Source organism: Corynebacterium sp. UBA2622 (genome assembly GCF_002339505.1).
Taxonomy (GTDB): domain Bacteria; phylum Actinomycetota; class Actinomycetes; order Mycobacteriales; family Mycobacteriaceae; genus Corynebacterium.
Genome location: NZ_DDJO01000013.1, coordinates 120,456 through 145,783 on the forward strand (window position 1 = coordinate 120,456; position 25,328 = coordinate 145,783).

20 protein-coding genes and 1 riboswitch are annotated in these 25,328 nt (G+C 66.7%); of the genes, 12 read left to right on the forward strand and 8 right to left on the reverse strand.

What is annotated here, in order from left to right; genetic code table 11:
* Window positions 1–3 precede the first annotated feature (3 nt).
* The 3 genes from gcvT to sucB form a co-directional block, all read right to left on the reverse strand.
* The gene (gcvT, locus tag B3611_RS06290; protein ID WP_291314225.1) at window positions 4–1,071 is read right to left on the reverse strand and encodes a glycine cleavage system aminomethyltransferase GcvT; all 1,068 of its coding nucleotides are present in this window, start codon (window positions 1,069–1,071) and stop codon (window positions 4–6) included.
* A 10-nt stretch (window positions 1,072–1,081) separates the two neighbouring features.
* Window positions 1,082–3,970, reverse strand: coding sequence for an aminomethyl-transferring glycine dehydrogenase (gene gcvP / locus B3611_RS06295; RefSeq protein WP_291314226.1), 2,889 nt, complete (start codon window positions 3,968–3,970; stop codon window positions 1,082–1,084).
* A gap of 209 nt (window positions 3,971–4,179) precedes the next feature.
* The gene (sucB, locus tag B3611_RS06300) at window positions 4,180–6,495 is read right to left on the reverse strand and encodes a 2-oxoglutarate dehydrogenase, E2 component, dihydrolipoamide succinyltransferase (protein ID WP_291314227.1); all 2,316 of its coding nucleotides are present in this window, start codon (window positions 6,493–6,495) and stop codon (window positions 4,180–4,182) included.
* Between the two features lie 153 nt (window positions 6,496–6,648).
* On the opposite strand from sucB, the gene B3611_RS06305 reads away from it, so the two are divergent.
* A complete protein-coding gene (locus tag B3611_RS06305) occupies window positions 6,649–7,044 on the forward strand; it encodes an oxidoreductase (RefSeq protein WP_291314228.1) in 396 nt (131 codons plus the stop codon).
* A 4-nt stretch (window positions 7,045–7,048) separates the two neighbouring features.
* Here B3611_RS06305 and B3611_RS06310 read toward each other — a convergent pair whose 3' ends face one another.
* Window positions 7,049–8,542 (reverse strand): leucyl aminopeptidase, encoded by a 1,494-nt coding sequence (locus tag B3611_RS06310; protein ID WP_291314229.1) that lies wholly within the window; start codon window positions 8,540–8,542, stop codon window positions 7,049–7,051.
* Window positions 8,543–8,649: 107 nt separating this feature from the next.
* On the opposite strand from B3611_RS06310, the gene B3611_RS06315 reads away from it, so the two are divergent.
* Window positions 8,650–9,765, forward strand: coding sequence for a branched-chain amino acid aminotransferase (locus tag B3611_RS06315; RefSeq protein ID WP_291314230.1), 1,116 nt, complete (start codon window positions 8,650–8,652; stop codon window positions 9,763–9,765).
* A 35-nt stretch (window positions 9,766–9,800) separates the two neighbouring features.
* On the opposite strand, the gene B3611_RS06320 is transcribed toward B3611_RS06315, so the two are convergent.
* Window positions 9,801–10,784 (reverse strand): nicotinate-nucleotide--dimethylbenzimidazole phosphoribosyltransferase, encoded by a 984-nt coding sequence (locus B3611_RS06320; RefSeq protein ID WP_291314231.1) that lies wholly within the window; start codon window positions 10,782–10,784, stop codon window positions 9,801–9,803.
* 42 nt (window positions 10,785–10,826) lie between these two features.
* Window positions 10,827–11,606, reverse strand: a complete 780-nt coding sequence (locus B3611_RS06325) for a DUF3043 domain-containing protein (RefSeq protein WP_291314232.1) — start codon at window positions 11,604–11,606, stop codon at window positions 10,827–10,829.
* A 184-nt stretch (window positions 11,607–11,790) separates the two neighbouring features.
* On the opposite strand from B3611_RS06325, the gene B3611_RS06330 reads away from it, so the two are divergent.
* The gene (locus B3611_RS06330) at window positions 11,791–12,135 is read left to right on the forward strand and encodes a HesB/IscA family protein (RefSeq protein WP_291314233.1); all 345 of its coding nucleotides are present in this window, start codon (window positions 11,791–11,793) and stop codon (window positions 12,133–12,135) included.
* A 90-nt stretch (window positions 12,136–12,225) separates the two neighbouring features.
* Here the strand turns inward: B3611_RS06330 and B3611_RS06335 are convergent, their stop codons facing one another.
* The gene (locus B3611_RS06335) at window positions 12,226–12,888 is read right to left on the reverse strand and encodes a DUF1345 domain-containing protein (RefSeq protein WP_291314234.1); all 663 of its coding nucleotides are present in this window, start codon (window positions 12,886–12,888) and stop codon (window positions 12,226–12,228) included.
* Window positions 12,888–14,810, reverse strand: coding sequence for an asparagine synthase (glutamine-hydrolyzing) (gene asnB, locus B3611_RS06340; protein WP_291314235.1), 1,923 nt, complete (start codon window positions 14,808–14,810; stop codon window positions 12,888–12,890). Before asnB ends, B3611_RS06335 begins: the two co-directional genes overlap by 1 nt.
* A gap of 427 nt (window positions 14,811–15,237) precedes the next feature.
* On the opposite strand from asnB, the gene B3611_RS06345 reads away from it, so the two are divergent.
* From B3611_RS06345 to B3611_RS06385, 9 genes are all read left to right on the forward strand, one after another.
* Complete coding sequence (locus B3611_RS06345; protein ID WP_414646306.1) at window positions 15,238–16,317, forward strand: cytochrome c oxidase subunit II; 1,080 nt, start codon at window positions 15,238–15,240, stop codon at window positions 16,315–16,317.
* A gap of 18 nt (window positions 16,318–16,335) precedes the next feature.
* Window positions 16,336–16,767 (forward strand): cytochrome c oxidase subunit 4, encoded by a 432-nt coding sequence (locus B3611_RS06350; RefSeq protein WP_291314237.1) that lies wholly within the window; start codon window positions 16,336–16,338, stop codon window positions 16,765–16,767.
* Window positions 16,768–17,201: 434 nt separating this feature from the next.
* On the forward strand, window positions 17,202–17,822 hold the full coding sequence (locus B3611_RS06355) for a cytochrome c oxidase subunit 3 (protein WP_291314238.1): 621 nt from the start codon (window positions 17,202–17,204) through the stop codon (window positions 17,820–17,822).
* A gap of 84 nt (window positions 17,823–17,906) precedes the next feature.
* Window positions 17,907–18,755, forward strand: a complete 849-nt coding sequence (locus B3611_RS06360) for a c-type cytochrome (protein ID WP_291314239.1) — start codon at window positions 17,907–17,909, stop codon at window positions 18,753–18,755.
* A complete protein-coding gene (locus B3611_RS06365; protein ID WP_291314240.1) occupies window positions 18,752–19,975 on the forward strand; it encodes a ubiquinol-cytochrome c reductase iron-sulfur subunit in 1,224 nt (407 codons plus the stop codon). The genes B3611_RS06360 and B3611_RS06365 overlap by 4 nt, the downstream gene beginning before the upstream one ends.
* On the forward strand, window positions 19,975–21,615 hold the full coding sequence (locus B3611_RS06370; protein ID WP_291314241.1) for a cytochrome b: 1,641 nt from the start codon (window positions 19,975–19,977) through the stop codon (window positions 21,613–21,615). Before B3611_RS06365 ends, B3611_RS06370 begins: the two co-directional genes overlap by 1 nt.
* 434 nt (window positions 21,616–22,049) lie before the next feature.
* A riboswitch (cyclic di-AMP (ydaO/yuaA leader) is annotated at window positions 22,050–22,252 on the forward strand.
* Between the two features lie 11 nt (window positions 22,253–22,263).
* Window positions 22,264–22,875, forward strand: coding sequence for a C40 family peptidase (locus B3611_RS06375; RefSeq protein ID WP_291314242.1), 612 nt, complete (start codon window positions 22,264–22,266; stop codon window positions 22,873–22,875).
* A 233-nt stretch (window positions 22,876–23,108) separates the two neighbouring features.
* The gene (locus tag B3611_RS06380; RefSeq protein WP_291314243.1) at window positions 23,109–24,143 is read left to right on the forward strand and encodes an NlpC/P60 family protein; all 1,035 of its coding nucleotides are present in this window, start codon (window positions 23,109–23,111) and stop codon (window positions 24,141–24,143) included.
* A gap of 30 nt (window positions 24,144–24,173) precedes the next feature.
* Window positions 24,174–25,325, forward strand: coding sequence for a glycosyltransferase family 4 protein (locus B3611_RS06385; protein WP_291314244.1), 1,152 nt, complete (start codon window positions 24,174–24,176; stop codon window positions 25,323–25,325).
* Window positions 25,326–25,328: the final 3 nt, after the last annotated feature.

The following is a 25,328-nucleotide window of genomic DNA, read 5'->3' on the forward strand; positions in this document are numbered from 1 at the left end:
GGCTTAGGCGTCCTTTCGCTTGTAGAAGGGGGTCTCACTGATAGTAAACGGATAGCGGCGCCCGCGGATGTCGATTTCCACCGCGGTTCCCACCTCGGCGTGCCCGGGGCTGATGTGCGCCAGGGCGACCGGGTAGCCCAGGGTGGGGGACGGCTGACCGGAGGTGACCACGCCGATCTTCTCGTCGCCGAGGTACACCTCCGACCCCTCGCGGGCGGCGCGCCGCTGATCCGACGTCAAACCGGCGATAACCACCGAAGCCTCGCGCCCGTCCAGCGCGGTCCTGCCCACAAAGTCCGCCTCCTTCTTCGCGTAGGCGCGGCCCATGCCGGCCTCCACGGGGGTGATGTCGGCTGTCAGCTCGTGGCCGTAGAGGGGCATTGCGGCCTCGAGGCGCAGGGAGTCGCGGGCGGCGAGCCCGCAGGGGGTCCCCGACCCGATGACGGCGTCCCACACCCTCTGGGTGTCGGCGGAAGCGGCGATGAGCTCGAACCCGTCCTCGCCGGTGTAGCCGGTGCGGGCGACGATGACGTCGACGCCGTCGAGCTTCATCAGGGCGGCGGAGTAGTAAGGGAGGTCGGCCGCGGGGGCGTCGAGAAGCGGCTCGATGACCTCGAGGGAGCGCGGGCCCTGCACCGCAACGAGCCCGAGCTCCTCGCTGCGGTTGGCAAGCTCCACGTCGAAGTTTGCTGCCCGAGCCTCGAAGGAGAGCCAGACAGTGTCCGTGTTGGCGGCGTTGGGAACGACGAGGAAGCGGTCCTCGCCGAGGCGGTAGGTGATGAGGTCATCGAGGATTCCGCCGTTTTCATCCACGATCATCGAGTACTTCGCCTTGCCCACCTTGAGGGGCGAGATGGAGGAGATGAGCGTGTAGTCGAGGAACGCGCCGGCCTCGGGACCGGTCACCTCGATCTCGCCCATGTGGGAGAGGTCGAAGATGCCGACGTCCTCGCGTACCGCACGGTGCTCCTCGAGCTCGGAGCCGTACTTCAGGGGCATGACCCAGCCGCCGAAGTCGGTGAATGAGGCACCGAGGGATTCGTGCGTGGCCTTCAGGGGGGATTCGGGCATGGCGCTTCCTTTACTTCTTGTTCTCTTCGGTCACGGTGACGTCCACTTCCTCGACGGCCTCGGGCTCCATGTCAAAGGCCTCAGGGGGCGGGCAGGAGCAGACGAGGTTGCGGTCGCCGTACGCCTCGTCGATGCGGCGCACCGGCGGGAAGTACTTGTCGTGGATGAGCCCCTCAACCGGGTAGGCGGCCTGCTCGCGGGAGAACTCGTAGGGCCACTCGGAGCGGGTGACGCTGTAGGCCGTGTACGGGGAATTGTGGATGACGGACTTCTCGTACTCGATCGTCCCGTCGATGATCTCCTGCGCCTCGGCGCGGATGGAGCGCATCGCCTCCACGAAGCGCTTCAGCTCCGCGAGGTCCTCGGACTCGGTCGGCTCGACCATGAGGGTGCCCGCCACGGGGAAGGCGAGGGTGGGGGCGTGGAAGCCGTAGTCGACGAGGCGCTTGGCGACATCCGTCGCCGTCACACCGCATTCCTTGGCGATGCCGTTGAGATCGAAGATGCACTCGTGGCCCACGAGGCCGTTTTCCCCGGAGTAGAGCACGGGGAAGGACTCGCGCAGCTCGTGGGCCAGGTAGTTTGCCCCGAGCACGGCGTGTTCCGTGGCGGACTTGAGGCCCTCGACCCCGCTCATTGCGATGTAGGCCCAGGAGATGGGCAGCACACCGGCGGAGCCGTAGGTGGTGGAGGAGATGGGCACGCCCGCCCCCGGGGAGGCCTCGGTGGCCGCCTCCACGGTTCCGACCTGCGGATCCGCGGGGAGGAAGGGCACGAGGTGCTCGGCCACGCCGATCGGGCCGACACCGGGCCCGCCCCCACCGTGGGGAATGGTGAAGGTCTTGTGCAGGTTCAGGTGGCTCACGTCACCACCGAAATCACCCGGGCGGGCGATGCCGGTCAGGGCGTTCATGTTTGCGCCGTCGATGTAAACCTGTCCACCGGCCGCGTGGACCCTGTCCGCGGCCGTCTGCACGGTGTCCTCGTAGACGCCGTGGGTGGACGGGTAGGTGATCATGATCGCCGCGACGCGCTCACCGTGCTCGGCGAGCTTCGCGTCCAGGTCCTCGAGGTCGATGGACCCGTCCGGGGCGGTCTTGACCACCGCGACCCGGAGGTTTGCCAGGGTGGCGGAGGCCGCGTTGGTGCCGTGGGCGGAGGCGGGGATGAGGCAGATGTCGCGCTCGGTGTCCCCGTTGGCCACGTGGTAGCGGCGGATGGCGAGCAGGCCCGCCAGCTCTCCCGTCGCGCCGGAGTTCGGCTGGACGGAGACGGCGGCGTAGCCGGTGAGCTCGACGAGCCAGTCGGTGAGCTCCTGGATGAGCTCGCGCCACCCCTCGGTGTACTCGTCCGGGGTGAAGGGGTGGACGTCGGCGAACCCCGGCCACGTGATGGATTCAAGCCCGGCGGTGGGGTTGAGCTTCATCGTGCAGGAACCCAGGGGGATCATGGTGCGGTCCAGCGCCAGGTCCTTATCACCGAGCTTGCGGATGTAGCGCATCATCTGCGTCTCGGAATGAATCTGGTTGAACACCTCGTGGGTAAGGAAGTCCGTGGTGCGCTCCAGCCCGGCCGGCAGGCGCGATCCCGACTCGTCGGGCAGTTCACCGCCGAAGGCGCGGGCAAGGGCTGCCACGTCCGCCTCCTCCGTATCCTCGCCGAAGCTGACCACGACGGTGTCGGCGCCCACGGTGCGCACGAGGTAACCCTCCCCGGCGAGCGAGCGCTTGATCTCCTCGGCGCGCCCCGGGACCTCCACGGCGACCGTGTCGAAGAACTCGCCGTGCTTGACGGCGGCACCCGATGTCGCCCCGACAGCCTGGGCAAAGCGCGCGGCATTGGCGTGCACCCCGCGCGCGATGGCGCGCAGGCCCTCGGGGCCGTGGTAGACGGCGTACATCGAGGCGGTGACGGCGAGCAGCGCTTGGGCGGTGCAGATGTTCGAGGTGGCCCGCTCGCGGCGGATGTGCTGCTCGCGGGTCTGCAGGGCGAGGCGGTAGGCGGGGTAACCCTCGGCATCGACGGAGACGCCGACAAGGCGGCCCGGCATCTGGCGCTTCAGCTTTTCGGTCACGGCCATGTAGGCGGCGTGCGGCCCGCCGTAGAACAGGGGGACGCCGAAGCGCTGGGTGGTGCCCACCGCGATGTCCGCCCCCAGCTCACCCGGCGCCTCCAGCAGGGTCAGCGCGAGGATGTCGGCGTCAACGGTGGCGAGGCCGCCCCGCTCGTGGATGGCGTCGATGATCGGGCGGGGGTCGACGATGTCGCCCTCGGTGCCCGGGTACGCGATGACCACGCCGACGAGGTCCTCACCGACGAGACCCTCCGCGAGGTCGGCAACCTCGACCTCCAGGTCAATGGCGCGGGCGCGCTCGGCGGCGACGGCGATGACCTGGGGGTGGAGTCGGGCGTCGAGAAGCACGCGACGGCCCTTGCGCACGGCGCGTGCCATGAGCCCGATGGCCTCGGCGGCGGCGGAGGCCTCGTCGAGGAGCGAGGCGTTGGACACGGGCAGGCCGGTGAGGTCCTGGACCATGGTCTGGAAGTTAAGGAGCGCCTCGAGGCGGCCCTGGGAAATCTCCGGCTGGTACGGGGTGTATGCGGTGTACCAGCCGGCGTCCTCGACCACCCCGCGGCGGATGACCGGGGGAGTGAGGGTGGAGGAGAAACCCTGGCCGTAGAAGGCCTTGAGCACCGTGTTCTTTCCCGCCAGCTCCCGCAGGCGGTTCTGCGCCTGGGATTCCGTCATCGGCTCGGGAAGGGAGATTGCCTTGGCGGCCTTGATCCCGGGTGGCATTGCGGCGTCCACGAGCGCCTCAACACTGTCGTATCCCAGGGTCGTGAGCATCTCCTTCTGCTCTGCGGCATCGGGACCGATGTGGCGGGAAATGTAATCCAAGACGTAACTCCTTGCGTCGCGGGGCGGGATTCTCCCAACAGTGTATCCAGCCGCCCGACATCCCGAGAGCACTTTGCTTATCGACGCGCCCCGCCAGCGCTACCGGCTCCCGCAGCGGGGGTGTGTGCCGGCGCGGGGCGGCGCAGGCGGGCACACCAAGAACCCGGCGGCGCTGTCGCACCACCGGGCTCTCTGCGGGTAGGGGCTGGCTAGATGTCCAGGTCGGACTCGAAGTCGCCGGCCTCGATGCGGTCCTTGATCGTGGTGACGAAGCGTCCCGCGTCAGCACCGTCGACCAGCTGGTGGTCGTAGGTGAACGGCAGGTAGCACATCTGGCGGATGGCGATGGAGTCGATGCCGTCCTCGGTGACGATGACGGGGCGCTTCTCGATCGCGGCGGTGCCCAGGATGCCGGCCTGCGGCGGGGTGAGGATCGGGGTGTCCAGCAGGGCGCCCTCGGAGCCGATGTTGGTCACCGTGAAGGTCGCGCCGGAGAGATCGTCCGGGCGCAGCTTCTTGTTGCGCGCGCGGTCAGCGAGGTCGGCAATCGCCTTGGCGATGTCCGCGAGGCTCATGTCCTGCGCCTTCTTGATCACCGGAACCAGCAGACCCTGCGGGGTGTCCACGGCGACGCCGATGTTGACGTCCGGGTGGTAGGTGATTTCCTTGGTCTCCGCGTTGTAGGACGCGTTGACGTTCGGGTGGGAGACGAGGGCCTCGGCGGCCGCCTTGACGAAGAACGCCAGGTAGGTGATGTTGACCTGGTGCTTGTCCTGGAACGCCGGCTTTACGCGCTTGCGCAGCTCCGCGACGCGCGTGACATCGACCTCCTGCACGTGGGTGAGCTGGGCCGTGGAGCGAAGCGAGTCGACCATGGTCCGCGCGGTGATCTCGCGGATGCGGTTGACCTTCTGCGTGGTACCGATGAGCTCCTGTTTGGCCGGGTCAACCGACTTGGTGGACCAGTTGGCTCGGGCGCCCTTCGCCTTTCCACCGGCGCCCTGCTGCGCGGAGCCGGAGGTTTCACTCTTGGCGGAGGCGCCCTCGGCGGCCGCGAGCACATCCTGCTTGCGGATGCGCCCGCCCACACCGGTTCCCTCAACCGTGCTGAGGTCCACGCCGTGCTTCTCGGCGAGCTTGCGCACCAGCGGGGTGACGTAGGGGACCTTGTCGCCGCGGTTATCGAGCTTCGCGGATGTGTTGGTGGCGCCGGAGGAGCTTTCCTTCGCGTCGGTCTCCGAGCGCTCGTTGGCGGCGGATCCCTTCGCCTCCTTCGCGTCATCGGACTTCGCGTCGGATGCGGAGTCGACCTTCCCTGCCTTTTCGGCCTTTTCGGCCTTTTCGGCCTTCTCGGCCTTCTTGGCTTCGGCGCGTTCCTGCTCCTTCGCGTCGTCCTTCTCCAGCTCCTCGGAGTCGTCGGAGGACTTTTCGGGCTTCGGCGCCTCCTTCCCGCTGGAGTCCGCAGAGTCGCCCGAGCCGGAAGCGGCCGCCTCGGCGTCACCGATGCGGGCGATCACGGCGCCGACCTCGATGGTGTCGTCCTCCTCGGCGAGGATCTCCAGGATGGTGCCCTCGACCGGGGAGGGGATCTCGGTGTCGACCTTGTCGGTGGAGACCTCGAGCAGCGGCTCGTCGACCTCGACCATGTCACCGACGGACTTCAGCCAGGTGGTGATGGTGCCCTCGGTGACGGACTCGCCCAGCTCGGGCATCTCGACATCCACGGACTCGCCCGAGCCCTTCTTGTTGCTCGAGGAGTCCTTGTCCTCGGACTTCTTCGGGGCATCCAGCGGGTTCGTGCCCTCGCCCTCGGCGGAGTTCTTCTCGGCGACATCCTCGTCGGTGTCGGCGACATTCTCCTCGCCCGGACCCTGCTCTGAGGAGTCGTCGGAATCCCCGGAAGCGGAGGCGGCGTCCGCGTCACCCACGCGGGCGATGACCGCGCCCACCTCGACGGTGTCGTCCTCTTCCGCGAGGATTTCCACGAGGGTGCCCGCAACGGGGGAGGGGATCTCGGTGTCGACCTTGTCGGTGGAGACCTCGAGCAGCGGCTCGTCGACCTCGACCTCGTCGCCGACGGACTTCAGCCATGTGGTGATGGTGCCCTCGGTGACGGACTCACCCAGCTCCGGCATCTCCACGTCGGTGGCGGCACCCGAAGACTTCTTGCTTTCCGCCTTCGGGGCGGGCTTGTCGTCCTTCTTGGACGCGGACTCGTCATCCTTTTCGGAGTCTTCCGACTCCTTCCCCGAATCGTCGGATCCCTCGGAGGACTCCGTCTTCTCGCCTTCGTCACCGATAACGGCGATAACCTCGCCCACGTCCACGGTGTCGTCTTCCTCGGCCTTGATCTCGAGGAGAACGCCGGAAACGGGAGACGGAATCTCGGTGTCGACCTTGTCGGTGGAGACCTCGAGCAGCGGCTCGTCAGCCTCGACGGTGTCGCCGACTGCCTTCAGCCACGTGGTGATCGTTCCTTCGGTGACTGATTCGCCCAGCTCGGGCATCTCAACAGAGTGAGCCATATCCTTCTCGTCTCCTCGTGGGTTCGTTATTAAGCGGAAGCTACAAAGCCTTAGCGTACCTTCTCCCCGCCCCGCGTGGTGAGGCTGGGTGCGCACACGCGAACCGGGCCGCGCGCCCCTTCGCGGGGTGGGCCGTTACGTAGGATGAGGGGCGTGTTCAACCTCTTCGGCAACCGCAGAACCTCCTCGTCCCTGAAGCCCCCCAGGGCACCCGGTGAGACCATCAGGCGGGAGGACGCCCAATACCTGTTGGACTGGGCGGCGGGGCGCGCATTCATCGAGGGTTTTGTCGAGCCGGAAACAGTGGTCAACGAAATGTCGGTGGTGCTCGTGGACGAGAACGGCGAGCACATCCGGCGCCGCATCGGCGGGCCGAAGGGGATCGATGCCGTCGCGCAGCTTCTGGGCATCCCGCTTTACGACGTCGAGGAGACCGGCTATCCCGAGCGCATGCGCAAGCGCATCGAGCGCGACCGTATCCTGCGCAAACGGGCGGAACAGAGGAAACGCCGCGCCCTGTTCGAGCGCGGCGAAAACCCCAACGGCTGAACGGTTACCGTGACCCGGTGGCGAGCTCCGTCAGCGCCTCGATGATGGTGCGCACGGGGGCGCCGGTCGCGCGCTTCGGCGTGTAGCCCCAGGCGCCCTTGGTGTTCCAGGACGGCCCGGCGACATCAATGTGCACCCACTCGGTGTCCTCGGCGATGAAGCGCGAGAGGTACAGGCCGGCGAAGAGCATTCCACCGGTGCGGGCGTTGTGGACGTTGCGGATGTCCGCGACGGGGGACGCCAGCTCCTCCTCCTGCTCCTCGAGCAGTGGCATCGCCCAGCTCGACTCGCCCACCCCGCGGCCGATCTCCGCGACCCGGTCGCGGAATTCGTCGGAGCCCATCACGCCCGCAGTCCGGTTGCCCAGGGCGACGAGCTGCGCGCCGGTCAGCGTCGCGGTCTCGATGATGTAGTCGGGCTTGTCCTCGCTGGCGCGGGCGAGGGCGTCGGCAAGCACGAGGCGGCCCTCGGCATCGGTGTTGAGAATCTCGGAAGTGATCCCGCCGTAGTGGGTGATCACGTCGCCGGGGTGGCTGGCCGAGCCGGAGGGCATGTTCTCGGCGAGGGGGAGCCACGCGTCGATGCGGATGGGGGAGGAGAGGCGGGCCGCGGCGCTGATGGCGGCGACGACCGCCGCCGAGCCGCCCATGTCCGAGATCATGTCCTCCATGTTCGGGGCGGGCTTGAGCGAGATGCCACCGGTGTCAAAGGTGATGCCCTTGCCCACCATGCCCACCGAGGTCGTGGCGCGGCCCGGGTTCCAGGAGAGGTGCACCAGGCGCGGCGGGCGGGCCGAGCCCTTACCCACCGCGAGGATGCCGCCGTAGCCGTTTTCCTCGAGATAGGACTCGTCGAAAACCTGGACCGCTAGCCCCGACTGCCCGGCGATCTCCCGGATGACGCCGGCGTAGCTCTCCGGGTAGAGGAAGTTGGCCGGCGTGTTCACCAGGTCCCGGGCAAGCATGGTGGATTCCGCGATGACGACGGCACGGTCGAAGTCCTCGCGGGCGTTCTCCCCGCCCACAACGTTGATGCGGGTGGTGGGGCGCTCGACACGCTCGCCGGGGTTCTTCAGCCCCGCGTAGGTGTAACCGCCCAGCAGCAGGCCCTCCACGATGGGCCTCACGCCGAATTCCGTGGTGATGGTGGCGCGTTCGATGCCCTTCAGGGAGCGGGCGAGTGCACCGGCGGCGCGGCGGACCGCTTCGGCATCGATCTCGTCGGAATCACCGAGGCCGAAGGCGATGACGAGCGCCCCGTCGCGCACCAGCCGGGTGACCTCACCCTGCTTGCCGGTTGCCCCGAGCGCCTCCAGGCTCTCCAGGAGGCTGTCGGCCCCGAGGCCCGTGACCGGGATTTCCAGGCCCTCCTCGCCCTTGGCAACGGGGACGAGGGCCGCGCCCGGATCAGCGGGAACGGAGGGGACAAACTCGACGTGCAGCGTCTCGCCGCGTGCCGGGAGGGACAGGTCGAAGGGAGTGGATTTCACGGTGCTCACTCTCGCCTTTCGTGCTCGGGTTCGGTTGGTAAGGCCCCACGCTACAGGGCCGAAATTTTTGTGGGACGGCCATCCCACCATCCGGGCGGGGGAGTATGGTTGTGGCCATGAACGCAGAGACCTCACCGAACTTCGCACTCATCCGGAACAACGCCCCGCGCACCGCGGAGCAGCGCGCCGCGATCCTCGCCGACCCGGCCTTCGGCAAGGAGTTCACGGACCACATGATCTCCATCGACTGGGACAGCGAGAACGGGTGGCACGACGCGCAGGTGAGGCCCTACGAGAAGATCACCCTCGACCCCGCCACCAACGTCTTCCACTACGGGCAGGCGATCTTCGAGGGTCTCAAGGCCTACCGCCACGCGGACGGGTCCATCACCACGTTCCGCCCCGAGCAGAACGCACGGCGGATGCAGCACTCCGCACGCCGCCTCGCCATGCCTGAGCTTCCGGAGGAGCTTTTCGTCGAGGCGCTGCGCCAGCTCGTCCGCGTCGACCGTGACTGGGTCCCCGAAGCCGGGGGAGAGGCATCCCTCTACCTGCGCCCGTTCATGATCGGAACCGAGAAGACCCTCGGGGTTAAACCCTCGAGCACCTACTCCTTCTACGTCATCGCGTCTCCAGCGGGGGCCTACTTCTCCGGCGGTGTCAAGCCGGTCAGCGTCTGGATCTCCGAGGACTACGTCCGCGCCGCCCCCGGCGGGACGGGCGACGCCAAGTTCGCCGGCAACTACGCCGCGTCACTTCTCGCCCAGTCCGAGGCAGAGAAGCGCGGGTGCGACCAGGTGGTGTGGCTCGACGCCATCGAGCGCAGGTACATCGAGGAGATGGGCGGAATGAATCTGATGTTCGTGGAGGGCTCCGGCCCCGGCGCGACCGTGGTCACCCCAGCACTGTCGGGCTCCCTCCTCCCGGGCATCACCCGCGACTCCCTTCTCCAGGTCGCCCGCGACCTCGGCTACGGCACCGAGGAGCGCGCCATCACCGTCGACGAGTGGCGCGAAGGTGCCACCTCCGGCGCAATCTCAGAGACAATGGCCTGCGGCACGGCCGCGGTGATCACCCCCGTCGGCCGGGTCATGAGCAACGGGGGTGAGTTCGCGGTGAACAACAGCGAGGCCGGCGAGGTCACCATGAAGCTGCGCGAGCAGCTGCGCGGCATCCAGCAGGGCGAGCGCGAGGACACCCACGGCTGGAACGTCACGCTTGTCGACGCCTGAGGTGCCCCGCTGGCGGAGCGCGGGTGCCCCGCCGCCTAACTGCGCAGCGCCGATATTTCGTCGCCCACCATCTCGGCCGCCGCGTTGAGCACCGGCAGGGCCAGGAGCGCCCCCGCGCCCTGGCCCGTTGCCATGTCCAGGGCCGTGAGCGGCGTGAGGCCGAGGGCGTTGAGGCACACCGCCTGGCAGGGCTCGGCCCCGAGCTGGGCGGCGGCGAGCCAGTCGCGCGTGCCCGGGGCAAGGCGCTCGGCGACGTAGGCGGCGACGGTGGCGTAGGGGCCGTCGACAAGCACCGGCGTACGGCGCACCGCAGATTGAGCGATGAGACCCACGAGCGCCACGAAATCCGGTGCCGAAAGGGAGGTGAGAACCCGCGGCACATCCTCGCGGTAATCCCGCACCCGGAACATTGCGTCCCGTACGGCGGCGGTCTTGACCTTCCAGACCTCGTCGCTGATTCCGCTGCCGCGCCCGACCGCGACGACGGGCTCGGTGCGGGTGAGGACGCCGAAGACCGCGGAAGCGACGGCGGTGTTCCCCACACCGATGTCACCCGGGACAATGAGGTCGGTTCCCGCATCCACCTCCTGGTCGGCGAGCCTCTTCCCCGACTCCAGGGCGGTGCCGAAGGCGGCGGGGCTCATGGCGTCCTCGACGTCGATGGCCCCGCTGGGCTCGGTCAGCCAGTCGTCCACCAGGCGCACGGTGCAGTTCGCGGCGCGGGCGGCGACGTTCACCGGCCCGCCCCCGGCCGCGATCTCCTGCGCCTGCACCCCGGTCGACTCCAGCGAGTGAGCGGAGATGCCGCGGGCGGCGACACCGTGGTTCCCCGCGACAATGAGCGCCCGGGCGCGGGCGAAGGGGTGCGGAACCTCTGCACCCTGGCACCCCGCGACCCAGGCACCGAGCTCGGCGAGGCGCCCGAAAGAGCGTCCGCGCGCCGACCCGGCGAGAAGCGCCGCGACCCGCGAGGCCGCGGAGACATCCGGGGTGTCGACGGGGGAGAAGTACTCAGACACGCGGCATCGCCGCCCTTCCGTGTAGGCCGGTTGATCCGGGAGTTAAACCTTCGCGCCGATGGCGACGCGCGGCTTGGGGGAGCGCCACCTGCGCGGCTGGGTCGCGCGGGAGAACGCGTACATGCCCAGGCCGAAACCGGTGTCGGTGGTGTGGGGGAAGCGCTCCCGGACCGCCTTGTTCGCACGGGAGCCGATGAAGAACGCCTCGACGAAGATGACCAGAATGAACACCAGGGTCACCAGGGAGAGGACCGCCGACACCTTGGGCACCATGGAGCCGAGGAACATGATCAGCAGCATCACGAGCGCTGCGGGCATGACGTAGTTGTTGATGAAGCGGCGGGCATCCACCCAGTCCCGGACGAAGCGGCGGACCTCGCCGCGGTCGCGCTCCATGAGGTAGCGGTCGTCGCCGGCGTCGATACGCGCCTGCATCTCCTTGTTGGAGCGGCGGGCCTCCTCGCGGCGCTGGCGTTTGTGTGCCTTCCACTCATCCCTGGACATGGACGCCTTGAGCTCCTTCTCCCGCGCCCGCTGCTGAGCGGGGGTGAGGGCATCGGGGTCGCGCCGCACCCCGCGCTTGATCTCCTGCTCGACGCGCTTCGGAGTCGGGCGGCCCTTCGGAGGCGTGTAACCCTTCGGGAGCGTGCTTTCCGGGGTGCCGGCCGGCGCTCCTGACGGGGCTTTTCCGCTCCCTCTGTCCGCCTCCGACCCGCTCACCCGGCGCGAGCCCTTTGCGGCGGGGGTGGTGTCGGGCAGCTCCACCTTGGTCGAGCCCCCGGTGCCGCTTCCTGCCTCAGATTTCTGCCACGGTTTCTTCACGCCTCTCAGGCTACAAGCCGGGCACACCGCAGGGGAATAGAGGTGGCGGTGCGCGCGTTGCACTGCGTAGCGCGGACGACACCCACCCTCGTTGCAGATGGCGGGTAGTCTGGTCCGCACACTGCACCAGTTTCGACAAATCTTTCGCGGTGATCATGCCGCAACATGTAGGCAAGGAGTTTTCATGACTGCACCGACCTCCGCCACGGGTGTCACCCTCACCGAGGCAGCCGCGGCAAAGGCGAAGGCGCTCCTGGACCAGGAGGGTGCCACCGACCTGTCCCTGCGCATCGCGGTCCAGCCGGGCGGCTGCGCGGGCCTGCGCTACCAGCTCTACTTTGACGACCGCGAACTCGACGGCGACAAGGCCGACGTCATCGGGGGCGTCCGCTTGGTCGTGGACAAGATGAGCGTGCCCTACCTCATGGGCGCGACGATCGACTTCGCGGACACCATCGAACAGCAGGGCTTCACCATCGACAACCCGAACGCCGGCGGGTCCTGCGCCTGCGGTGATTCGTTCAACTAAGCGGATCCGCGGAACAGGGAAGGCGGGCCTGGGCACCCATCTGCGGGTGCCCGGGCCCGTCCTTGTTGCGACGCCTTCGCGGCTGGGGCTCTAATCCACCAGGGACATGACCAGGTTGATGGCCGATGCCGTCAGTGCAATGCCGAAGATGTAGGCGTAGATCGCGTGCGCGGTAGCCGCCCAGCGGATCGACGGTTTGCTGATCGACGTGTCCGAAACCTGATACGTCATCCCCATCGACAACCCCATGTAGGTGAAGTCGCGGTAGGTGGGCAGATAGGTATCCTGGTTGAAGTCGAGCCCGCCCTCGGGCCCGTCGGAGTAGTAGAGGTCCGCGTAGCGCAGGATGAACACCGTATTGATCAGCATCCAGCTGGAGAACACGGTAACCAGCACGAGAAGCCCTTCGATCCACGCCCAGATGCCCTCCGCCTGTTTCGCCGCCACCATGAGCATCCCCACGGAGACGAAGGAAATGAGCGTGGCGACGTTCGTGAGCAGCAGCCTGGACACCCGCGACGGCTCCTCCGAATTCGCGTGATCGCGGGTCATCGCTCCGTCATAGGGGAGGATCTGGGACCAGACGAGCACGAGGTAGACCAGCGAGGCGGCACCCCAGCCGTAGGCCGGTGCGCGCCACCAGTCGGAGAGGAACCCGACAGCAGCGCTTGCCAGCACGAATACCGCGGCAAGGATGGCGGAGTTCCGCCGCGCCAGCTGCCTGCGGGTCGGGCGCCCGTGCCCGCCGGCCACTAGAGCTCCACCGGGTAATCCCGGTGCTCGATCTTCGGGTCGATGCGCTTTTCCACGAAGATGCCGTGCCAGACCATGAACGCCAGGACCGTCCAGAGGCGCCGTGAATGGTCGCTCACGCCGTCGCGGTGTTCCTTGAGCATCTCCAGCACCTGCGGCTTGTTGAAGATGCCGCCGGTCTGGGACTCGTTGATGGTGTCCTGGGCCCAGCCGTAGAGCTCGTCCCCGGCAAGCCAGTGGCGCATGGGCACGGGGAATCCGAGCTTCTTGCGGTGCAGGACGTGCGGGGGCACGATCTGCTCCATGGCCTTGCGCAGCGCGTACTTGGTGGTGCCGTGGGCAATCTTCTGGTCGAAGGGGATGGTCTGGGCGACCTCGAAGACCTCCTTGTCCAGGAAGGGGACGCGCAGCTCGAGAGAGTTGGCCATGTTCATCTTGTCGGCCTTGACCAGGATGTCACCGCGCATCCAGGTGAACAGGTCCAGGTTCTGCATCCGCGCGACCGGATCCATGTCCTTCGACGCGGCGTAGATCGGGGCCGTGACCTCGCGGTGGTCCCATTCCCGGGTGGCCCAGGGCAGCACCCGCTGCAGCTGCTCGAAGTTGAAGGAGCGGGCGTTGCCGTAGTAGCGCTCCTCCATCGGGGTCGTGCCGCGCTCCAACAGGCTCTTGCCCTTCACCCCGTCGGGCAGGACGCGGCTCAGGCGGTTCAACCCGCGGCTGAGTGTCGCCGGGAGCTTCTCGAAGGGCGCGAGCGAAAGCGGTTCCTTGTAAATGGTGTATCCGCCGAAGAGCTCGTCGGCACCCTCACCGGACAGCACCACCTTGACGTGCTTGCGGGCCTCCTTAGCCACGAAGTAGAGGGGGACGAGGGAGGGGTCGGCCACCGGATCATCGAGGTACCACATGATTGACGGGACGGCGTCGGCGTACTCCTCGGGGGAGACGATTTTCACGATGTGCTCCACGCCGATTGCCGCCGCCGACTCGGCGGCCACGTCCACCTCGGAGTACCCCTCGCGCTCGAAGCCCGTGGTGAAGGTGAGGAGGTTCGGGTTGTGCCGCTTGGCCAGGGCCGCGATCGCGGTCGAGTCGATGCCCCCGGACAGGAAGGACCCGACGGTCACGTCCGCGCGCATGTGCTTTTCGACGGAGTCCTCCAGCGCCCTGGCGATGCGGTCGTAGAGTGCCTGCTCAGTGTCCGCGTTAACGGGTGTGGAGCGGAACGCGGGCCTGAAGTAGCGCTCGGAAACGACCTCGCCACCCGGGGTGAGGGTAACGGTGGAACCGGATTCGACGCGGCGGATCTCCTCGTGCAGGCTCTCCGGCTCCGGCACGTACTGCAGGTCCACGTAGTGCTCGATGGCACGGCGGTCAAGCTCCAGGCCCAGACCGATCCGGCCCGCCATCTCGAGAATGGACTTCTTCTCGGAGGCGAAGACGGTCCCGGCCGGGGTGGTTGCGTAGTACAGAGGTTTGATGCCGAACTGGTCGCGTGCGGCAAACATCGTCTTCGTCTCCGTGTCCCAGATGACGAAGCCGAACATGCCGCGCAGGTGGTTGACCACGTCGGCGCCCCAATGGTGGTAACCGACAACAATCGGCTCCCCATCGCCACCCGTGTTGAAGGTGTAACCCTCTGCGGTGAGCTCCTCCCGCAGCTCGAGGTAGTTGTAGATCTCACCGTTGAATGCCATGGCGTAACGCTGGGGGTTATCGGCCGGTCCCCAGCGCAGGGGCTGGTCAGAGTGGGCGATGTCGATGATCGCCAGGCGATTGAAGCCGAAGACGGCGTCATCGTCGTGCCACGTGCCCGCGGCATCGGGGCCACGGTGGTACATGCAGGACAGCGCGCCTCCAACTGAATCGACGTAGGCCTGGCCGTCACCGTTGGCGGCGAGCATTGCGAGAAGACCGCACATGTTTTGAAACCTCTCCTATATATAAGGACGCCGGGGGCCCGAAACGCTCCGGGCGGGCGCGAAGTGCTCCCTCAACAATAGGGTTTCGCCGTCGGAGGCCGCGAACCGGAGCGGGCGGTTTTGCTTCCACCTTTAGCCCGTCCCCGAAAGGGGGCCAACTTAAGGATGACGTGGAACGGGCCTGGTGTGACGTGCGTTACCGCCTGGGCGATGGAAGGGGCGGGGTCAAGCCGTCGCCCCCGCTAGAGGGGCCGGTCACGCGGCCTGAAAAGGGGCTGGGGGAGGGGATGTAGCGGCCCCACGCGGGAATGCCGATACCCTGGCAGCGATGAACTATCCTGACTGAGTAGGAATGTTGGTGGCACCGCCATGGACATTCGTTGGTTTTTAGGTGTGGACAGGAAGGCAGACACACGTGGAAAAGGTAATGAAGCGCAGCTTCGCCAAAAAGGCCGGCGTCGCGGGCTCCCTGCTTCTCGGGGGCCTGACTCTCGCGGGCTGCGACGTCGCCCCGCCGGAGGCGCTGGCGAAGGTGCTCGACATGGGCTGGCCGGATCCGGTTACCCCCGAGGGCACGCAGCTGTACAACTTCTGGGTCTGGGTCTGGGTTGTGGCCTGGATCATCGGCATCATCATGTGGGCCGTGTTCCTGGTCGCGGTGTTCAAGTGGAATGCCAAGGCGCAGGCGAAGAAGACGGACGACGAGTTCCCGAAGCAGCTGCAGTACAATGTTCCCCTCGAGCTCACCCTGACGATCATCCCGATCGTCATCGTGTTCGTGCTCTTCTTCTTCACCGTCCAGGCGCAGACCGCGGTCACCGCCCGCGACAAGGACCCCGAGGTCACCGTCGACGTGACCGCGTTCCAGTGGAACTGGAAGTTCGGCTACGCCGAGCTCGACCCGAAGCTCTCCCCGACGGGCCAGAAGTACGAGGGCATCGACGAGCAGCGCCAGGCCGCCGCCGAGAAGACCAAGTACGACCCGGAGGGCATGAAGAACGCGAATCCGATCCACGGCTCCTCGATGGGCGACCAGTCCTACCTCAACTTCAACAGGATTGAGACCCTCGGCACGACCGACGAGGTTCCGGTGCTGGTTCTGCCGGTCGACACCCCGATCGAGTTCCGTCTCGCTTCCGGCGACGTGAACCACGCGTTCTGGGTTCCCGAGTTCCTCTTCAAGCGCGATGCCTACGCACACCCGGAGGAGAACCAGTCCCAGCGCTCCTTCCAGATCGAGAAGATCGAGCGGGAGGGTGCCTTCGTCGGCCGCTGTGCCGAGATGTGCGGCACCTACCACTCGATGATGAACTTCGAGATCCGCGCCGTTTCTCAGGACGACTTCCGCAACTACATGCGCTACCGCAACGACCACCCGGGCGCCACCAACGCCGAGGCGCTCCAGTCGATCGGGCAGGAGCCGTACGCGACCTCGACCCACCCGTTCAACTCGAGCCGCTCCACCCGCGACGGCGACAACTTCACCGACCCGAACGCGCACGTCTAAGAAAGAGAGAACCGGACAATGGGAACTGGCTCAAAAGTTTTTTACGCCATCGGCACCTTCCTCCTGTTGATGGGTGTCTTCTACATCCTCGCGACGATGTGGGTTGGCGACGACGCGTACCTCTTCGGTGTTGAGTGGGCCGGCGGCATCGGCCTCGTGCTCGCCACTGCACTGTCCTTCATGATGGCCGTGTACCTCGATTTCACCGAGCGCCGCATGGACATCGTCCCCGAGGACTGGGAAGAGGCGGAGATCGAGGACGGCGCGGGCGTGCTCGGCTTCTTCTCCCCCCACTCCATCTGGCCCTTCGCCATGGCGGGCGCCGTGTTCTTCCTCGGGCTCGGTATCGCGTTCTGGCAGCTGTGGCTCGTGGCCATCGGTGCAGTCCTCCTGGTGTGGACCACCACCCAGCTGAACATGCAATACAGCATCCCGCGCGAGAAGCACTAGCGCACCGGCTCGGCCGCACGCCTTCGCGGTGGAGCTGACCGATGCAATCCCCCGAACCTCCCGGTTCGGGGGATTTTTGCTGCCTCGGGGGAGAGGTGCGGGAGGGGTCATCCAAAAGTTTGCACCGGTCGGAATGGGCGGCCGGTGGCGGTGACCTTTCTCACATCTGGGAACCGCGGACCGGCCACCATTGCCCTGCGTGGGACCACGACCCGTCGGTGGGGGGAATGGGGTGCGGAAGGGTCCGCGATGGTCGCGCGCGTGACCAGCGCCGATGGCCGTCGTAAAGCGTGGTCCGAAAGTTCCCCCGCGGAACAAAAAAGTTTTCCGCGGCCGTCGGCGGTTGCAAAACGGCAGGTTGGTGACGTGGTTGCAGAAAATTGCCGGGGGTATGTGAGATGACTTTCAGGTTAAAAAGGGTGATACTTACATGCGTGACGACCGCAATTTCTAACCAAGGTATGGCGACGCCGCAAGGGCGTGTCCCGATGCTGAACCGGCCGAATATGGTCAGCGTGGGCACCATTGCGTTCCTCGCCCAAGAGTTGATGTTCTTCGCCGGGCTGTTCGCGATGTATTTCACGTCGCGCGCAAACGGCATGACAGCAGGTGACTGGGAGCACCAGACCGAGCATCTCAACGTGGTGTTCGGCCTGATCATCACCGCTGTCCTGATCACGTCCTCTGTGACTTCGCAGATGGGCGTCTTTGCCGCTGAAAGGGGTGACGTATTCGGCCTCCGCAAGTGGTTCGCAGTGACCATCCTCCTCGGCGTGATCTTCCTCGGGCTAGTTGCCTTCGAGTGGTCCGAGATGGTCTCGCACGGCGTGACCCCGCAGGCCAGCGTGTACGGCTCGGTGTTCTACATCATCACCGGCTTCCACATGGCCCACGTGACGGCCGGCATCCTGGCGTTCTGCGTTGTGATGCTGCGCGTGTCCAAGTCGAAGTTCACCCCGGCACAGGCGACTGCCGCCATGGCCACCTCCTACTACTGGCACTTCGTCGACGTCATCTGGATCGGCGTGTTCATCACCATCTACCTCGTTCAGTAGGGAAGTGCCCGCGAACGCGGGAGAACATTGCCAGAACGTAGAAGTCGTTTCGAATATTCCTCAATAGTCGCTTAAGGGAAAAAGATGGAAAACACCCCAAAGAAGACGCGCAGCCGCCGCAAGATGCGGCGCACCGTCGCCGGTGCCGCGGCGCTGACGTTCGGGCTGACCGGTGCGGGCTTCCTCGCCACCGCTCTCGCGCCCAACGCGCAGGTCGCCACCGCGCAGCGTGACCAGCAGGAGCTTGTCCAGGAGGGCAAGGATATCTACGACGTCGCCTGTATCACCTGCCACGGCGCGAACCTGCAGGGCGTCGAGGGCCGCGGCCCGTCGCTGATTGGCACGGGAGAAGGCGCGGTCTACTTCCAGGTCAACTCCGGCCGCATGCCCATGATGTCCAACGATGCTCAGGCAGAGCGCAAGAAGCCGCGCTACACCGAGTCCCAGTCCCTGGCCCTGGCCGCCTACGTCGCGGCCAACGGCGGCGGCCCGGAGCTCGTGTACGACAAGGACGGCTCCCTGTCCAAGGAGTCGCTGCGCGGCAAGAACTACGACGGCCAGATCCAGGACGCCGATGTCGCCCGCGGCGGGGAGCTCTTCCGCCTTAACTGCGCCTCGTGCCACAACTTCACCGGCCGCGGCGGAGCGCTGTCCTCCGGTAAGTACGCGCCCGAGCTCGATCCCGCCAACGAGCAGGAAATCTACCAGGCGATGCTGACCGGCCCGCAGAACATGCCGAAGTTCTCCGACCGTCAGCTCACCGCGGACGAGAAGAAGGACATCATCGCCTTCATCAAGTCCTCCAAGGAGACCCCGAGCCCGGCCGGTTACGCGCTGGGTGGCCTCGGTCCGGTCTCTGAGGGCATGGCCATGTGGATTATCGGCGTCACCCTGGTCGCCGCCGCTGCTATCTGGATTGGATCGCGTTCATGAGCAACGAAGTGAAGAAGAACTACACCGACGCCGAGCTGGCGAAGATGAACAACGCCGAGCTCGCTGCCCTCGGCACCGAGCTTGACGACGTCACGGTCGCGTACCGCAAGGAGCGCTTCCCGCTGGCCGACGACCCGCGGGAGAAGGCTGCCGCGCGCGGCATCAACGTGTGGCTGATCGTCTCCGTTCTCGCGGGCCTGGCCTTCCTGGCCGTGTACCTGTTCTGGCCGTGGCACGCGAAGTTCCACGGTGACGAGGGACTGTGGCGCTACACCCTCTACACCCCGCTGCTCGGCCTGACCTCAATGCTCGCGCTCGGTTCGCTGGGCATCGCGGTCATCCAGTACGTCAAAAAGTTCGTGCCGGAGGAGATCTCGGTGCAGCGCCGCCACGACGGCCGCTCCAGCGAGCTCGACCGCCGCACGACGACCGCCCTGCTGAATGACGCGTGGGAGACGTCGACCTTCGGACGTCGCAAGGCGATGATGGGCCTCCTCGGCACCGCCGGCCTCCTCACGGGTCTGATGGTTGTTGCCCCCCTGGGTGGCATGATCAAGAACCCGTGGAAGCCGCGCCACGAGCTCGGCTACGGCGGTGACGGCACCCTGTGGACCCACGGTTGGACCCTCGCGGACCAGGGCCAGAAGATCTACCTCGGCCGCGACACCGGTGCCATCGCCGAGCTCCACGAGGGCGAGGTTGGTTCCCACTACTCGACGGCGGGCGTGTCCCGCCTGGTGCGCATGCGCCCGGAGGATCTCGCCGCCGCCTCGATGGAGACCGTATTCCCGCTCTACCCGGAGGACGTCAACGACGGCGCCGAGTACGACCCGGAGCGCGACGTCTACGAGAAGCAGATGCACTCCATCCACGGCCCGCGCAACGCGGTCATGCTGATCCGCCTGCGCTCGGAGGATGCCCGCAAGGTCGTGGAGCGCGAGGGGCAGGAGTCCTTCCACTACGGCGACTTCTACGCCTACTCCAAGATCTGCACCCACATCGGTTGCCCGACCTCTTTGTACGAGGCGCAGACCAACCGCATCCTCTGCCCGTGCCACCAGTCCCAGTTCGATGCGCTTCACTACGGCAAGCCGGTGTTCGGCCCCGCCGCCCGAGCGCTGCCGCAGCTTCCTGTGACCATCGACGAAGACGGATACCTCGTTGCCAACGGGAACTTCAAGGAACCCGTCGGCCCTGCATTCTGGGAGCGTAAGTCCTAATGACCACCAAACTCGCAAAGACCGCGGACAACATTGATTCGCGATACACGGTCTCGGGAATTCTCCGGCCTCAGCTGAACAAGGTCTTCCCGACGCACTGGTCCTTCATGCTGGGAGAGATGGCGCTGTACAGCTTCATCATTCTCCTGCTGACGGGCATTTACCTGGCCTTGTTTTTCGATCCCTCGATCACAAAGGTCATCTACGACGGCAACTACCTTCCGCTAAACGGCGTGGAAATGTCCCGGGCCTACGCGACGGCGCTGGACATCTCCTTCGGCGTCCGCGGTGGACTCTTCGTTCGCCAGATGCACCACTGGGCGGCGCTCATGTTCATGATGTCCATGTTCGCGCACATGCTCCGCATCTTCTTCACCGGCGCATTCCGCCGGCCGCGTGAGGCGAACTGGGTCATCGGCGTCACCCTCATCCTGTTGGGCATGGCCGAGGGCTTCCTCGGCTACTCCCTGCCGGACGACCTCCTCTCCGGTGTCGGCCTGCGCATCATGTCCGCCATCATCGTCGGCCTGCCGATCATCGGCACCTGGCTCCACTGGGCCATCTTCGGTGGTGACTTCCCGTCCGATCTGATGCTGGACCGGTTCTACATCCTCCACGTCCTCGTTCTGCCGGGCATCATTCTTGCCCTCGTTGCTGCGCACCTCCTGCTCGTCTGGTTCCAGAAGCACACCCAGTTCCCCGGGCCGGGCCGTTCCGAGAACAACGTCGTGGGCATCCGCATCATGCCGGTCTTCGCCGTCAAGGCGATCGGCTTCATGTTCATCGTCTTCGCCGTCCTCGGCGGAATGGCCGGTCTAACCACGATCAACGGCATCTGGACCATCGGCCCTTACAACCCGTCGCAGGTTTCCGCCGGTTCACAGCCGGACGTGTACATGCTGTGGACTGACGGTGCCGCCCGCGTCATGCCCGCGTGGGAGCTCTACCTCGGCAACTACACCATCCCGGGCGCCTTCTGGGTCGCCATGATGTGTCTGGTTCTGGTGGTGCTGCTCTTCGCCTACCCGTTCATCGAGAAGGCCGTCACCGGTGACGACGCGCACCACAACCTCCTGCAGCGCCCGCGCGACGTCCCCGTCCGCACCGGCGTCGGTGTCATGGGCATCGTCTTCTTCCTGCTGCTGACCATCTCGGGCGGCAACGACCACGTGGCGCACTTCTTCCAGATTTCGCTGAACGCAATGACATGGTTCGGTCGTATCGGCCTGATCATCCTTCCGCCGCTGGCGTACTTCATCACCTACCGCATCTGTGTCGGGCTGCAGCGCTCCGACCGTGAGGTGCTGGAGCACGGCATCGAGACCGGTGTGATCAAGAAGCTCCCGAACGGTGCCTTCATCGAGGTTCACCAGCCGCTCGGCCCGGTGGACGAGCACGGCCACCCGGTCCCGCTGGAGTACGCGGGTGCCCCGGTACCGAAGCAGATGAACCAGCTGGGCTACTCCGACGCCGAGACGGTGGGCAAGTTCAGCGCCGCGGATCCGGGCATCGCCTCGCGCGTCCGCGAGTCCACTGAGCGCAACCACCACGAGGAGATCGAAACCTTCCGCGCCATTGAGGCCACGAAGGACGCCTCCGACCGGGATGCCGGGCGGCAGCACGGTAGCTCGCACGAATAAACACTGAGTGATTTTGCGGTCGCTTAAGTAAGACCCCCTCCTGTATGGGAGGGGGTCCTCTTGTTTAAGCGGTGGTGGGCTCGTTGGCGGGTAAGCGGACCGGCGGCGCTCGGCAAATGCCCCCGGTAATACTGGTCGCCGAGCCGGGTTGACCGCGCCGTGTGACAAAGACCACAACCGGGCACATTGGGCTAAGCTGGCTGCGGCCTGAAAGGGGAAGGTCGCGCGGTGGAGGGAAAGGGGCAGGTCAACGCCCCCGTGAACGTTCTGTCTGGCAGGTTCACCGCGAAGGCCCTCGCGGGAAGGGCCCCCTAACCGGAACGCCTGAGGAAAATAACGGCTCGATAACGGGAGTGTCGGTGGACAATTCCGTATCCGTTTCGTAATCTTACCGAGACATTGCGACACCACACGTTGCATGCATGAACCACACAAAAGCATATGAGCCGAATCTCTACCGCCCTCTGCGATCCCTCGGAGCGGGCGGCGGGGAACCGGGGAACCACATTGGCCGTTCGGCCTTTCCCTGGGGTGAATGGGGCGCAAGGGCGACGTCGAGAAGCGTCGCGGAGCGTTGCAGGGCTGTTTCTCAATCCCAACCCGTCAGCTAACCCGGTAGGCAGCAGAGATGATATGGAGAAAAATTACGTGGCTAACCACCGTCGTCAGAACAACACCGTTGCACGCAACGTGGCCGCAGCGACCGCTGTCGTAGCGGGTACCGCCATCCTCGCACCCGCCGCTGGCGCAACCGAGGTTCGCGTTCCGAACAGCCCCGTTTCCGTCGATGTTCCGGGCCTGGAGAACGTCCCCGGTCTGGCCACCGTCCCCGGTGTGAGCGAGTGGGTTCCCTCCATGGCGGACGTCGAGGGCCAGCAGGCTCCGGCTTTCACCGCGCCTTCCATCACGCAGCCGTCCGCCGGCCAGTCCATCGTGGACATCGCACGTAGCAAGATCGGTGCCCCGTACGTGTACGGTGCGTCCGGCCCGGCCGCCTTCGACTGCTCCGGATTCACCTCCTGGGTCTACGCCCAGGCCGGCAAGTCCATCCCGCGCACCTCCCAGGCTCAGGCGAGCGCCGGCCAGAGCGTCCCGCTCGACCAGTTGCAGCCCGGTGACATCGTCGCCTTCTACGGTGGGGCCTCCCACGTCGGCATCTACACCGGCAACGGCACAATCATCGACGCCCTCAACGACGGCATCCCGGTGGGCGAGCGCCCGCTCGACATGATGCCGATCCACTCCGCAGTTCGCTTCTAGGATTCATCTCCGGGTTGCCGCCCGTGTCCGGCCCGCCCTTCTGCCTCCCATCCGGGGGAGCGGGGCGGGTTTTTGCGGTTCAGGCTTCCGGGTGGCGGCGTTATGCGGGCCCGCTTGCGCCCGCCTCTGCACGTCTTGACCCTGGCGCGCGTACGGCTATAGTTAGATAACGGTTTTGTAAAGTAGCGGCCGGCCGGTGCGGGCGCGGCGCTGACAATTGAAAGAGGACCTCTGTGGGAAAGCACTCTCGTCGGTCCGGCCGCGGCGCTCTGCGCGGCACGGTCTCCGTTCTCGCCCTGAGCGCCGGTGTCGCCGGTTCTCTCCCGGTACCGGCTCACGCCGATGACGTCGACTCAATGATCACGGACTTGGAGTCTTTCTCCCAGGAGGCCAACGGCAAGAACGAGGAGATCAAGACCACCGAGGACGAGATCGCAGCCGCCGAGGCGCGCCTGAACGACCTGCGGGGCAGGGTCGACGAGACGCAGCGGGAGCTTGTCTCCGCCGACGCCGCACGCGAGCAGGAGCGCAAGAACTTCGACGAGATCGCCGCCTCCCAGAACCGCACCTCGCGCTCGGACATGATCATTACGAGCCTCGGCGCCGAGAACCCGCAGATGCTGATCGACCGCGCGGCCTACCTCGGCTCCATCTCCCGGAACACCGACCGCGCGATGGCGGAGCTGAAGCGCGCCAACGACGAGGCGGCGGCCCGCGCCAACGCCGCAAACATTGCCGTGGCAGAGACCGAGTTCCAGCGCAACCAGCTCGATTCGAAGCGTTCAAAATTGGAGCAGGAACGCGGCGAGCTTGATGAGAAGGTGCGTCAGCTGCAGTCGAAGGTCGACGGGCTGAGCCCCGAGCAGCGGGCCAGGTGGGAAAACAAGGGCAGGCCGATCGCGGCCCCTCTCGCGGATCTTTCCTCCGCCGGAGCGGGGGTTGTCGGTGCCGCCCTCGCACAGCTGGGCAAACCGTATGGGTGGGGCGCGAGCGGGCCGGACCAGTTCGACTGCTCGGGCCTCATGCTCTGGGCCTACGCTCAGAACGGCAAGTCCATTCCGCGCACCTCCCAGGCGCAGCTCGCGGGTGGGACCCCGGTGCCCCTCTCGGCGCTGCAGCCGGGTGATATCATCGGTTACTACCCGGGCACGACCCACGTGGGCATGTACATCGGTAACGGCCAGGTGGTCCACGCTTCCGATTACGGCATCCCGGTTCAGGTCGTTCCCTTCGACTCCATGCCGATCCAGGGCGCCGTCCGCTACTAGCACCCCCGCCCCGCGCGCGGGGCTGCCGCAATGACCACCCTGCTTGTCACCAACGACTTCCCGCCCACCGTCGGCGGGATTCAGTCGTACCTGAGGGACTACGCGGGGGAGTTCGTGGCGCGTGCCGGTGCGGGTGAGCTGATCGTGTTCGCCTCCACTCAGGACGCCGAAGCGGCGCGGGAGTGGGATGCCGGCGCCCCCTACGAGGTGATCCGCTGGCCGGGCCGGGTCATGCTGCCCACGCCGGCGGTGCGCCGCCGCATGCAGGCCATCATCCGCGCCCGCGGGGTCGAAACCGTGTGGTTCGGTGCGGCGGCGCCGCTCGCCGTGATGGGTGGGGCGGCGAAGGCGGCGGGTGCGGTGCGGGTCGTTGCCACCACCCACGGCCACGAGGTGGGGTGGTCGATGATCCCCCTTGCCCGCGGTGTACTGCACCGGGTCGGTGAAAGCGCCGACGTGATCACGTACATCTCGGAGTACACCCTCCGGCGCTTCCACCGGGCGTTCGGTACACGCGCGCGCTACGTGGCGCTGCCGTCCGGGGTGGACACCGCCTTCTTCCGCCCCGCCACGCCGGGCCAGCGCCACGCAACCCGAGGGGTGCTCGGCGTCGGCGACGCGCCGCTGATCGTCTGCGCCTCGCGCCTGGTGGCACGGAAAGGGCAGGACCAGCTCATCCGGGTGATGCCCCGCGTGCGTTCGCTTGTCGACGGCACGCGACTCGTCATCGTCGGAACGGGGCCGTACGGGCGCACCCTGCGCGCCCTCGCCGCGGACCTGCCTGACGCTGACCGTGGGAGCGTGATGTTCACCGGGGCGGTCTCCCGCGACGAGCTCCGGGACCTCGTCGCCGCGGCGGACGTTTTCGCAATGCCCGCGCGCACCCGCGGGGGCGGGCTGGATGTGGAGGGGCTTGGAATCGTCTACCTGGAGGCGCAGGCCTGCGGTGTACCGGTGGTCGCCGGGGACTCTGGCGGGGCCCCGGAAACCGTCGGGGACGGAGGGGGAGTGGTGGTCGGAGGGCGCGACACGGAGGCGCTGGCCGAACAGCTCGGCGCCCTGCTGCGGGACGCCCCGGGTCGCGCAGCGATGGGGGAGGCGGGCCGGAGGGGCGTCGAGAAGCGTTTCGCGTGGGACGAGCTGGGCGACCGTCTTTTCAAGGTATTGACAGGCGGGCATTAGACT

Excerpts from the sequence above, each read along its gene's own strand:
- B3611_RS06365 (WP_291314240.1), top strand. The coding sequence starts at position 18,752 with ATGAGCAACGAAGTGAAGAAGAACTACACCGACGCCGAGCTGGCGAAG.
- B3611_RS06345 (WP_414646306.1), top strand. The coding sequence starts at position 15,238 with ATGAAGCGCAGCTTCGCCAAAAAGGCCGGCGTCGCGGGCTCCCTGCTT.
- B3611_RS06315 (WP_291314230.1), top strand. The coding sequence starts at position 8,650 with ATGAACGCAGAGACCTCACCGAACTTCGCACTCATCCGGAACAACGCC.
- B3611_RS06330 (WP_291314233.1), top strand. The coding sequence starts at position 11,791 with ATGACTGCACCGACCTCCGCCACGGGTGTCACCCTCACCGAGGCAGCC.
- gcvT (WP_291314225.1), bottom strand. The coding sequence starts at position 1,071 with ATGCCCGAATCCCCCCTGAAGGCCACGCACGAATCCCTCGGTGCCTCA.
- B3611_RS06360 (WP_291314239.1), top strand. The coding sequence starts at position 17,907 with ATGGAAAACACCCCAAAGAAGACGCGCAGCCGCCGCAAGATGCGGCGC.
- B3611_RS06350 (WP_291314237.1), top strand. The coding sequence starts at position 16,336 with ATGGGAACTGGCTCAAAAGTTTTTTACGCCATCGGCACCTTCCTCCTG.
- sucB (WP_291314227.1), bottom strand. The coding sequence starts at position 6,495 with ATGGCTCACTCTGTTGAGATGCCCGAGCTGGGCGAATCAGTCACCGAA.
- B3611_RS06385 (WP_291314244.1), top strand. The coding sequence starts at position 24,174 with ATGACCACCCTGCTTGTCACCAACGACTTCCCGCCCACCGTCGGCGGG.
- B3611_RS06370 (WP_291314241.1), top strand. The coding sequence starts at position 19,975 with ATGACCACCAAACTCGCAAAGACCGCGGACAACATTGATTCGCGATAC.
- asnB (WP_291314235.1), bottom strand. The coding sequence starts at position 14,810 with ATGTGCGGTCTTCTCGCAATGCTCGCCGCCAACGGTGACGGCCAGGCC.